The sequence below is a fragment of the Sodalis endosymbiont of Henestaris halophilus genome, from assembly GCF_900161835.1.
Classification (GTDB): Bacteria; Pseudomonadota; Gammaproteobacteria; order Enterobacterales; family Enterobacteriaceae.
This window is the reverse complement of the sequence record NZ_LT897836.1, coordinates 1,592,487-1,605,551: the sequence shown is the minus strand read 5'-3', so window position 1 is coordinate 1,605,551 and position 13,065 is coordinate 1,592,487. Positions and strand designations below refer to the sequence as shown.

Genomic DNA, 13,065 nt, shown 5'->3' with positions numbered 1-13,065 from the left:
GTGGTTCTATCGAATAACTACAGAAGTTGCCGTTCTTTAAAATCCTGAAGGCAAAATAGATGCCTGAGGCAGGCATCTTAATAGAGTCTTGCTAACAATATTTACAACCATCTTAGATTAAAGTGTACTATTATACCACATCAAATAATGGTATCAGATTGCAATATTATAATAGAATTTTAGCGCCAAATAAATAAAAGTGCCTGTTTTTAGAAAGACTTAAATAAGTAGCTAGTATGAATTAACAGTATGTCTATTATTCCGCAACTTTTGCCAAAATAATCTTGATACGCTTGCGTTAGGAAATTCAGCTAGTACTACCTTGCAGTATTTAAGTAATATATCTGTTTTTAAATCTTTGGTATACTCCTAGATTGGGCGTTAAACTGATACCACAGATAGATTTTATCTATTAAGTAATTTTATTAAATAACTAGATGATTTATTTGTGAACATTAAAATGGATAGCTATATCAAATATAATTTAAGTATTTTAATTCGTTTCATGATTTATATAAAAATGTGATGTGTGTTTATTTCAATCTAGGATAACCGCTTTCCGGATGATCTATGCTTTTGATTTTCTTTACGTGATTTCAATACATTTGAGCACCCCATAGATACCATCGGTAATGTTTGGTTTGATATCAGTGCCATTGATAACTAGTGTTTTCTGAAGAAAATTAATCTGTAATTTTTATGAAAATCATAATCATCTAACTAGTAATTACTAGTAGATAAAGAGTTTAATTTTCAATAGCTTCTTACTTACTGATATCGTGATTTAATAATCGTACTGCTAGATTGTTTTATCTCTGGGAAAATACCAGAGGTAAATGAGTTAAACTTTTCCTAATTACCGTTATCGGTTCGGACCATATGCGACCTAAATTTTTTATAATAAGTCCGTTACCTATCACAAGTGTCTTATTAAATTGCTATTAAAGCAATAAATATGTGGTTATAACTATCTTGAATTAGGCGGGAAATACCTTCCATCGCAATTTGATGGTAAAGTATTAATTAAAATATCAAGGACTGCTTGGCATCAGCTATAATATCGAGGTTACGCGAGTTTTAATAGGTTCAATATTTAACTTATTAAGCATGGGGTTTTCCATAGTCATAAATCTATTGATATAACATTGAAAACTATTTTATCTCTGCTGTATCTAACCATCGCATTAGAGAACAAAATAGCCATAGTTTCCCATAAAACGCCCCACCTTTAATTAGGGTGGGCGCACAACATTGTTAACTATAAAAAGCTTTCTATCATTCTATTTAGGATTTTGTAAATTAAGTTATCAAGGTTAAATTCAAAAGAGTGGCCTATATTTTGTGCATGCTGCGCGCAGCGCAGCTTACGATCCGATCGTAAGGCAATTATCTACGCATTACTTTCCTTCTGGAAAGTGGCTCTAAACTATAGCATCAGCGTGTTTTTGTGGTTTATCGCGACTAATGCTTCATACTGAATTATAGCATTACATTGCATATTTTAATACTTTATTAATATATACGCTCCATGTAACTGAAGTGTAAGAGATCTTGCAAAATTTTTTGACCACCAGCCTAACTGTAAGAAATATTTAATTTGTAATAGCGGATATTTGTTTAATATCAGTATAAGTTCTTAGTAGATTTACTTACTCGATTTGTAAAGCTGCTCAACTCTATTATAAAACCAACCGTATTGCTAATGTGTTTATCTGGCAAACCAATCCATATGTAAAATAAACGGCGGGTTATTCTGATTCAGGAGGTAAATTTTCATCATAAGAATTATCTAATATACTAAAGGCTAGCGTTGAACAATTTATTCCTATAGCCTGTTACCAGGCTTGCGTAAATTAATTTATAGCATCTATAGATCAAATAATGATTCTTGTTATCGGGATCTAAGTTTGTGTAGAAATCCATATTGACACCTTCTTGTACCTTCAGCAGTTGAAATACATGCTTTAATTTTTATTTTTATAAATGCATTTTTTATTTGATGCGAAAAAAAAATTAAAATAAGATACACCACATTTAATAGTTATTAGTCTTTAGTAATTGTCAAACTTTTGTTGATCTCTTTGCTTTAGGTAATAAATCCTATTTGGGGGCTTGCTATTCTTGCGCGATCTTAGTTGTTTATGCTTTATAGTCAATGCTAGGTTAGCCTGAGGATTTCTTATGTGAACAATCCTTAGAGCGCGCGGCTAAAATCTACAAGCACATAGGGATCAATAAGATGTGCGTATCTTAAAACCGTGTGTTCAAACATCTCCTTATTCTAGGATGCCGTAATGGCGAAGCATAGCATTTAGCTGCGGTTCGCGACCTCGGAAACGGGCAAAGAGCACTATTGGCTCCTCGGAACCGCCGGAAGACAGTATTGTGTCAAGGAATAATTTACCGGTGTTCTGGTTAAAAATTCCTTCTTCTTCGAAACGTTCCCAGGCATCTGCTGCTAGGACGTCGGACCAAAGATAGCTGTAATACCCCGCTGCGTAGCCGCCGGTGAAGATGTGGCTAAATGAATGGGAGAAACGGCCCCACGGCACGGTTGGTATTACCGCCACTTGTTTTTTTACTTTCGCTAAAGTCTCTAGCACGCGCGCTCCCTGATCCGGTTGATATTGGTGATGCATGAGGAAATCAAATAAGCCTAATTCCAACTGGTGTAAGATAAATAACGCCGATTGATAATTTTTGGCCTTAAGCAGCTTATTCAAGAATTCGTCAGGCAGTGGTGCGCCGGTTTCGTAATGGCCAGATATAAATGCCAGAGCTTCAGGTTGCCAGCAATAGTTTTCCATAAACTGGCTCGGTAGCTCCACCGCATCCCATGGTACGCCATTGATGCCAGACACCCCTGGGGTATCGATACGGGTCAACATATGGTGCAACCCATGACCGAATTCATGGAATAGTGTAATAACCTCACTGTGGGTAAATAGCGCTTGTTTACCGCTTATTGGGCAGTTAAAATTACAAGTAATATACGCTACCGGCTTTTGCAATTCCCCGTTAGCTTTACGCATCATGTTTACACAATCGTCCATCCAGGCGCCGCTTCTTTTTTTATCGCGTACGTATAAATCGAGATAAAAACTGCCACTTATTTCGCCATGTTCATCAAATAGCTCAAAAAAACGGACATCCGGATGCCATGTTTCAACATCCTTACACTCTTTAGTAGTGATGCCGTAAATGCGATAGATCACTTCAAACAAACCGCTTATAACCCGCTCCTCCGGAAAATAGGGACGTAACTGCTCTTCATTAATGGAAAACAAATAATGTTTCTGTTTTTCGCTATAATAGGCAATATCCCACGGTTCTAGCGTATCGCGTCCGAAGTGACTTTGCGCAAAAGCGCTCAGTTGCGCGAATTCTTTTTCGCCCTGAGGACGCGCACGTTTGACCAGATCGATGAGAAAATCTAGTACTTGTTGGGGATTTTTCGCCATTTTCGTCGCCAAAGATTTGTCTGCATAGCTTTCGAAGCCAATCAATTGAGCTAGTTCATGACGCAGTGCTAAAATTTCCTCCATAAGGGGCCCATTGTCCCATTTACCAGCATTTGGTCCCTGATCAGAAGCGCGGGTGTTATAGGCTCGATAGAGTTCTTGACGCAGCGCGGAGTTATCGCAATAGGTAAGAATCGGTAAATAGCTTGGGATGTCTAGCGTCAGGAGCCAACCTTTCTGATCGCGGGCTTTTGCCTGGGCCTGGGAGAAAGCAAGAGCGCTTTCTGGCATTCCAATTAACTCTTGTGCATTAATTATCAATTTGCTCCAACCCATGGTTGCGTCAAGCACATTATTGTTGTAAGCTGAACCTAGCGCTGAGAGCCTGGTAACAATTTGTCTATAGCGCTTCTGTTTTTCTGCTGGTAGATCGATACCGCACAGTTCAAAATCGCGCAACGTGTTATCCACCGCTTTTTTCTGCGCCACGCTCAACTTTACATAATGCTGGCTGTTGCGCAGATTATGATAGGTTTGATACAAACCATAATGTTGCCCTACATAGGTGTAATACTCAGATAATAACGGTAAGCTTTGCTCATAGGATTCGCGTAGTGTCTGGCTGTTTTTTACGGCATTTAAATGACTTACTGTCGACCAAATTCGGCTCAAATGGTCATCAGCATCGGCTAACCGCTGGCAAAAGTTTTCCCAAGTAATAGGTTGGGATTGTGTTACTACTTCTTCAACGGTGTGGCGGCAGTGATTAATCGCGGCTTTAATGGCTGGCACGATGTGCTCGGGACAAATAGCAGTAAAGGGGGGCAATAAAAACGAGGTTAATAATGGATTAGTCATATTTTAGTCCTGATTATAGTAAATGTTTATTAAATTAACTTTAAGACTAGACTATAGCAAAAATTAATAGCAAGAAAAGTTTAATATCCACCGAACAGCTTGACTAGTTATTTTATGTCTATTGAGATTCTAACCTCAGTATGATTAAATGACAGTTTTATAATTTTTAAGTATGAGTAACTCATTGTTTGAGTTGATCGCAGATGAAGTTATGTAATTAGTAGTTAAATAATTATTAGTTATATATAACTATGCATTATTTGTTATTTGAAAACATACCCAGCGAACTACCTTTAATCAAAAGTTAAATAATGCAGATCTGTAAGAGTTGCTGCTGGTTATCTTTGGTGCCAGATGCTATCTGAAGACATACACAAGTTCTTTCTCAATAAGGAAAGTTCCTATTTCCGTGATATATAAATATTAGTCCACATACATGATTTGAGGTGTATGTTATCGTCTCCCATAAAATTTTGGGGAGGTAATCATTGTGCTTTTAATCTTTTGTTTTTTGATATTTTAAGGTATCTATTAGCCGCTCTGATTTTCTCATTAACTGCAATGTTTATTTGGTTGATTACCGAGCTCGGAATAATAAAAATTCATCCTAATGCATGGTACCTACCATAGGTGAGCAAATATCTTAGCTGAGATTTTATCTAGCTGACTATAGTTTTATTAAGTAGCGGTTGTTATAGCGTGGGACGTGTTTGTGTTAGAGCAGTATGACGCATTAGTGCTTTACAATATAGGTGCTATTTTGATTAAATCACATATAATATAATCTTGTTGTTATAAAATTATACACATAAATTAAGTTAGGTCTTCAATGTCAGAATAGTAATAAACTTGGTATCAAAATACCAGCACCTGTTTTTTTAGAACTTATTGTTTGATTCATAAATGCTTTCATAACTTTTTATACATAGGTCATTTAAGTAAAGTGTTTCACTTTGCGTTAATTAAGTGGTGCCTTATACTACGTGTGGGTATAATTCATCATAGTTGCCAAGAAGTCTAGTTAATAACCCATTAATTTGCGATTTTGTTGTCAACATATTGCTGTACAACAATTCATAAATACATAGCACTTGATGGCTATATATTCACTATAATTATAGTAACACAATTTAATTATTGATTTTAGGCAAAGTGAATCTTAAAACCGCTAATGCTTATCTGTATAATGTACTATGGTAAAAAATATTACTAATAGTTACAGACGATTATTGTAATGAGTCTTGTTTTAAGTCTGTGTTTAGCAATACTGTTGCACACATGGCTTAGAAGTTTATCCTTAACATCGAAATTTATCAGCTATTAAGTATTATAATAAATATGTGCAAACATAAAATTACCGTTATAATGTCAAGTTATTTTAGTATTGATAGGTAGATTTTTATGAATCATTACCTATATGATGCTGAAAATGGCATACAAAATAAATCAGCATAGTTTAGTTCTATACTAGAAATATATTTTTTAATACAAATGTGAGGTGCGTCATAGGACGGTTTTATAACCGATGGCTGATATTGCCCTCAGGTCTTTAATACTATGTAACTGGGATCGTTTGCGTAGAGCGGATAAAATTTATATTACCTAGATGCTGTTCGAGTAATCTAGTAAGCGCAAAATACTCTTCAGGTAAAAACCTCTCTAGCTTTAGCTATAATTTTGCTTTAAGTTCAATTAATTAAGATAATAAATATTGAGATTAGTTGTCATAAGGAGCGATACAGCGGAGACTCCGCTTGTATCGTTTAATTAAGTTAATTCAACATTGACTGTTAGTTATTTATAAAATAAGCACTAACCATGAAATGTACCCTTTTAGATATTCAATCAAGCGAGTAATGCTACAAAATATTAACTGGGTAAGCATAGGAGAGAAGTTTTCTTTGCGTCACCGCTTTCTGTAACTAGATAAAGAATCTTGCTGCTTCTTAAACTATAGCTGTTGTTCTGGGTTCAGTAGGTAAAATGCCTATCAACATATCCTGTCATTGTTAACGTAGTTATCATAAAATTAACTGTTCTATAATACGTTGGTATATGCTACTAAGCAGTTGAAGATCCGCAGCGCGTACGCACTCGTTTATTTTATGAATAGTCGCGTTTACCGGACCTAATTCCACAATCTCTGCACCCAAACCAGCAATAAACCTCCCATCTGAGGTGCCTCCGGTAGTTTCCAGACGGGGCGTTAACTTTTGATACTGTTCTATTGCTCGCACTGCCGCATTCAATAGTTTGCCGCTTGCAGTCAGGAAAGGCTGGCCAGAAAGCGACCAGTCTAGTTGGTAGCGCAACTTATGTCGCTGCATTATTGATTCCACCCTTTGGCGAATGATAACGTCTGATAGCTTGTTGCTAAAACGAAAATTGAATTGCACCTGCAGCTCGCCAGGAATAACATTATTACTGCCGATCCCGGCATTAATATTGACTATTTGCATCGTTGTAGGTGGAAAAAAATCATTGCCATCATCCCATTGAGTTTCTACTAGTTCTTTTAGCGCATTCATTGCGTTATGCACGGGATTATCCGCTAGTTGCGGATAGGCGACATGACCCTGTACTCCCTGTACTACTAACTTAGCTGTTAGTGAACCACGCCGGCCATTTTTGATGACATCTCCAACCTGACGGCTGCTAGATGGTTCACCTACCAGGCAATAGTCTATCCGTTCCTTGCGTTCCCGTAATTTTTCGACTACTTTAACCGTGCCGTTCTGTGCGGCAGCTTCCTCATCAGAGGTAATAAGAAATGCCAATCTACCCGGATGATCCGGATATTGAACAACAAAGCGTTCGGCAGCGATCACCATAGCAGCTAGCGATCCTTTCATATCCGCCGCTCCGCGGCCGTAAAGCATGCCGTCGCGTAACGTTGGTTCGAATGGTGGATTATCCCAGTATTGAGTTTCGCCGACCGGAACCACATCCGTATGGCCAGCAAAAGCCAATGTACAACTTTGGCCATGCCATGCCCAGACATTAAGGGTGTCGCCGAACGGCATTGGTTCAATGACAAAACCTAGCGCCTTTAGGCGGGCCGATATGATTACCTGACATCCTGCATCTTCGGGGCTAATTGAGGGACATTTAATTAATTGTTGAGCAAGTTCCAGTACGGGACAAAACATTTTTTCAATTCTCACTATTGTTCGTCTATTAATAATTTTTGGGGAAAAATGTCATTACAGTATATAACCATCTGTTGTTTGCATTAACGGCGTTTAATGATGTCTAGTTTATTTAGAGTATTGCACCACCCATAGCTCTGCACTCGACGATTTCTATCGACCTTAATTTACCATTAATCGCTGAGTTTTCTCTAGGTAATGCTGCGGGTGTTAAATAATCTTTACCAACCCAAAAGTTTGATAAAGTGCTATATAAGATCGATGTGAAAACCATTACGGTTAGTTATACTAATGCTTATGAAAGTGGTAAGCCACCACTTACTGTTCATCAAGCAACCGGGGTATTTATAATCATATCGCAGTTTTTGATGCCATGGATCTTCAGGGGTATTGTAAGTCGTTAGAAAAATATCAAAAACTACCTTAAGCGGAAAAGGAGTGGATAGGATCCTGATTAGCTGGCTAGGTGAATATAAGATTGCAGTATGAAGGCAAAGGACCGTTAGATCTAGTGTTGTGGTAAGCTTTTACAAATTAAATAAATTTTAATTTATTAAAGGTAAGTCACGTTTTGTTTTGATGCTTCTTGAATTTATTATTTATACTTTGCAGTAAACATTGTTTACTGCAAAGGGTGAAATATAGCATCCTCTCAACCTTTGTTAGTTTTTAAACAAACTAGAGCAGTCTTAAATACTATTTAAGTTTTTTTATTAAATTACTATTTTGTGCGGTTACTTCATAACTTGATTATTGCAAAATAAGATTTTAATTAAATTTATCGTTCTTATTATTAAACTTAGATTGTTATTACAGTAACATATGGAAAATTAAAATTATTCTCGATATTTTCTAGTTACTTTATCACTGCAAAACACTTAGTTGAAACTTAGCTAATACAATATCAATTTAATTATTATTTAATTAATGACATTATGTAGCGACATTGGAACTCTCTGCTGACCATATCTCTTCTAGATCGTCCTTAACTTGGAGTTGTACCTTTTTTTTGAGAATTAAATTAGCATATTAGTTGTTTTTTTGTACTAAACATTATTGATTATGTTTATCGGAGAATGTCTTTGTTATTGTATGCTTAATGACATGGTTATGCGCCTAACTGTAGCAAGCTGGGGGTAAGAAAGTTTAGACTACGTACACAGAGATACTTGAGAGGTTTTCTTTAGTTTTCTTTTAACTCTAAATAGCTATACTTAACCGCAACTAATTACTTACTTTCATGTTGAATAATATGAATAACGAACAATAATCAAAGGCAAGTATCTTGTCTAACCAGATTATATAGATTATATCATACTTATAATAGACGTTTGTAGCAATCAACTAAACGAACCCACCTATAAATTTATTGAACAGACGTTATTAGTCGTTTGGCGTTAACCATTTATTAGACTATTTCGGTCTTATAGCTCTATGTATGACCCTCTATGAATAATAAACTGGTTATAACAAAATTTACTTTGATAAGGCATTAACAACTTGCTTGGGTATCTGTTTTCTTTTCAAAATTTCTGAAAAGCGACTGAATCGAGTTACGGCTTTAATTATTACTTAGATAGCTTATGTTGTATTTTATCTGAGGCTCCGTAATTCTTTAAGGAATGTGCACTTATTAATAAGAGAGGAGGCTTTGATTCTAGGTGTTGTCACTAGTATTTTATTCCGCGCTCACAGTAGGCTTATATGAAGATACTTTTAAAAGGTGGTTAGTATCAAATTAGGCGAGGTAAGTATTGCTTTGTCTATTAGTTTACTTGTAGTGCATATCTAACACCACCGTCAGATAAACCCAGCAATTATTCGTTTATATTTGAATAACAGTAATGATGCCTCATCAAACTTGACTGTTTGTGCCCTGATAAATAGGCAGTTAAGAAGATGCTTTATTTCAACTTGTTGTTTCTGCGGTTTTATGAGTTAGTTATTATTTAGCGACTGGGTATTGCCATCTTTTTATTTGCTAGAGGCAACCAATTTAGCAGACTATGTTCATTCCTTAAATATTAACAACTTCTATAATAAAACGATGCGTTTGCTCCCTCGACAAAACCATGTTTGTAGTGTTCGTTTTACAGTCATTTTACTAGACCGTGTGTAAAATCATGCACAGAGTATTAGCATGCATAGGTTCAACAATAATATTGCAGTTGCTATTTTAATAAACCTCAAAATTTAGCGTAGCGATACGGCTAAGTATTGTATCCTGAATGTATCTATTATTTGCAGATCGTGAAGTGATTTCAACGTCGGCGCTTTTTAGGATTTTAATTTTTTTTGCAATTAGTTGCGTTCTCTAGTATCCTCAGATATGGTTTGCTTATGGATTAATACTAATTTTGGTAACGTTATGTTCTTTTACTTGCAAGGCTAAAATTTCTTACTATCGACTTATAGTCGATAGACTGACTTTCATAATTTTAGCCTTATTTTATGCGGTTAATTTTGATGGGGATGAGTATAGCTTTTGAAGCTAAATTTAGTTAAAATTTACTCTTTATATCACCATAAATTTTAAGTCTAGTTCTATATTGATTGCTTAATTTAAGTGGGTGTTATATTGATTTTAACTCTTCAAACTATTACTGTTTAGATTGGTTAATAACATTTAGCAGGCACTATTGGTTTTTCGCATAGAATCGCGTCTATGACTTCATTAAAATCACCTATCAATATACTTGATAGGTAGTAAAGTCATGATAAAATTCTTAATGCTTTGGCTTGCGTTAGATAACGCAGCAGCAATTAGTAGATTAAATATATTTTCTTATTGTGGCTGTTGACTTTACATGCATTATTATCAACATATCTAATATTTATTTACATAGTGTCTTAATTGGAAATTACCTTTCCGGTAAAGATATAATACTTTCCTCGTTCAGAGGAGGGGTATACATGTTATTGCAGATATAGCTTCGAGCTCAGCTCAATTAGTGGCAGCCATCAGTCGTATGGCATTATTGTAAATACGTTTATGCAAAAGATTACCTTGTTGCATGTCTGGTCACACTAGTTTCTGCATGAAAAACATTTCATGTTGTGTCATTCTTTCTTATTGAAAGTTTTACAAAATTAGTCAGTTGGATAAGTAATTTTATCCGGATCTCCTTATATCAACAATCAATATAATTACTTAGAGGGCAATAATGATTGCAATACACTCAGCACCTGAGTGGGTTGGATAGCGATTAGACTAGGATGGTATCCTTTTTTATCACTCTCGTTACGTATTTTACAGTCATTGCTTATTAAGCTAATCACCCGGGCCTTATGGGAAAGCGGCGGAGTAAAATTTGGACTACTGGGTCCGTAAAGCGCTACTAACGGACGAACTAGAGCGCTTGCTATATGCATTAAACCGGAATCGTTGCTGACGATTCCCTGACAGGCAGCGATGAGTGTTACTACTTGCTCCAGAGAAGTTTTACCGGTCAAGTTACAGCAATATGAACGAGAGTTTGTAGGCAGCAGGGCTTCGATGGCGTCTCCTACTAACTTGTCTTTTGTGGAACCAAACAGCGCTATTTGATAGCCTCGACATATGAGTGTCTCAGCCAGCGCAGCATAATGATAATGCGGCCATCGTTTAGTCAGGCTAAATTCGGCACCTGGACAAAAGCCGATAAGCGGGCGTTCATCATCCAGCATAAAAGTGCACAACATTTTATCTATGTCCGTTGAGCTTACCATGAGGCGCGGCCAGGGCAACAGTGTAGATAAATCAGTAGCACTGTGCATCTTCTGACGATCAAAGGCAAGTGCGGCATAGCGCTGCACCATCAGCGGGAAGTCCTGCTTATTTAGCGTACGGATGTCGTTGAGTAAAACATAGCGCATCTCCCCACTCCAGCCGGTTCGATGCGGGATACCAGTAAAAAACGGTACTAGTGCTGATTTGAACGAGTTAGGTAAGACTATCGCTTGCTGATACCTGTTTTGCCGCAGTACGTGCCCCAGACGTCGGCGCTTCAATAACGACAAGGTACCGTGCCCGAATGGCATAGTCAATACTTGTCTGACCTCCGGCATGAGGTTCAACAAAGGGCTGGACCAGGCGGGAGCTATCACATCAATCTCCACATTAGAATAACGCTTAGCTAAGAGGAGATACAGGCTTTGAGACAGCATCATATCGCCGACCCAAGATGGTCCGATTATCAGTATTTTTATGACTATGCTCTTTTGTTTTAAACAAAATTAATGGTTATTAATTCAACCAGCCTAAATATTCTATTACCCCATCGTATACGGTTTTAAACTTATTGTTGTATCCGGCTTTGCGCATTTGGGTCAAGTCTGCCTGTGTGTATGTTTGATATTTCTTTTGAAGCTTTTTAGGAAACGGAATGTATTCTAGCTGGCCTTTTTTATGGTAAGACACCACTGTGTTTGCAACAGAGCAAAAAGATTCTGCCTGTCCCGTGCCACAATTAAAAATCCCCGAGACACTATTTTGCCAGAACCAAAGATTGACTGCAACTACATCGCTAACATATATAAAATCGCGTTTAAAATCTTTGCTGCCGACGAAAAGTTTTGGGTTTTCCCCGGTGTTGATTTGATTGTTTAAATGGAAAACCACGCTTGCCATGTCTCCTTTATGTCCTTCACGCGGGCCATAAACGTTAAAATAACGAAAGCCACAAATTTGTGATTTGGCCTGCGGTAATAGCGTTCGGACATGCTGATCGAAGAGGAATTTTGAATAGCCGTAAACATTTAATGGTTGCTCATACTGCCGGTTTTCAATAAAGTGTTGCGTTTGCCTGCCATAAATTGCTGCAGAAGAAGCGTATAAAAAAGGGATAGAACGTTCTATGCAATAATGTAAGAGCGTTTTAGAGTACTCATAGTTATTATTCATCATGTACTTGCCGTCCCACTCTATGGTAGAAGAACAAGCGCCTTTATGAAATACTGCATCAATACCCCCAAAATCATCGCCGGCGATAATACTAGCAATAAAATCTTCTTTATCCATATAATCGGTTATGTTCAGGTCGACTAGATTGGCATATTTGGTGCCGTCTTTCAGATTATCCACCACCAAAATATTGCTAGAAACAATTTGATTTAATGCCTTAATGATATTACTACCTATAAAACCGGCGCCACCTGTGACCACTATCATTAGCTATCCTTAAATAAATGATGGAGCAGGCACAATATCAGCTCTTGATAATACTCTTGTATTATAGCATGCCCCTAAGCTTTATATGTTCTAGTTTAACTAGAAATGCGTTATGGATAAAGTGCTAGTTATTCTCTAATTGCTCATCTAACCTACTTTATAGGTGTAGATTTGTGGTTTGTGAACAGCAATATTATTTCTTATGATGATCGCAAACATTTACTATTCTAACAAAAGGAAGCTTCTGTGGATGACACCACTTTTAAAGGAATGATCGAATGGCATTGTGCACAACTAATGCGTTTGGGAACCCAGCTAGTGAATTCATGTGCTAAAATTGGCTATACTTATATTTAGCGTTATTTAGCATGTATCTCCAGACGCAACTAATTAGTCAACGGTTTGTGAGTAAAGTAAGGCATCGCGAAAATCGTGTCATATTTAGTGA

General features: G+C 36.8%; 4 protein-coding genes. All 4 read right to left on the bottom strand.

Annotated elements, in window-relative coordinates; genetic code table 11:
• Positions 1–2,276: 2,276 nt before the first annotated feature.
• Positions 2,277–4,319, bottom strand: a complete 2,043-nt coding sequence (gene prlC / locus HBA_RS03370) for an oligopeptidase A (protein WP_097032590.1) — start codon at positions 4,317–4,319, stop codon at positions 2,277–2,279.
• A 2,021-nt stretch (positions 4,320–6,340) separates the two neighbouring features.
• Positions 6,341–7,468 carry a succinyl-diaminopimelate desuccinylase gene (dapE, locus tag HBA_RS03365; RefSeq protein ID WP_097032589.1) on the bottom strand — a complete coding sequence of 376 codons (1,128 nt, stop codon included), beginning with the start codon at positions 7,466–7,468 and terminating at the stop codon, positions 6,341–6,343.
• Between the two features lie 3,147 nt (positions 7,469–10,615).
• On the bottom strand, positions 10,616–11,656 hold the full coding sequence (waaF, locus tag HBA_RS03360) for a lipopolysaccharide heptosyltransferase II (RefSeq protein ID WP_097032588.1): 1,041 nt from the start codon (positions 11,654–11,656) through the stop codon (positions 10,616–10,618).
• Positions 11,657–11,693: 37 nt separating this feature from the next.
• On the bottom strand, positions 11,694–12,617 hold the full coding sequence (gene rfaD, locus HBA_RS03355; RefSeq protein WP_097032587.1) for an ADP-glyceromanno-heptose 6-epimerase: 924 nt from the start codon (positions 12,615–12,617) through the stop codon (positions 11,694–11,696).
• Positions 12,618–13,065 lie beyond the last annotated feature (448 nt).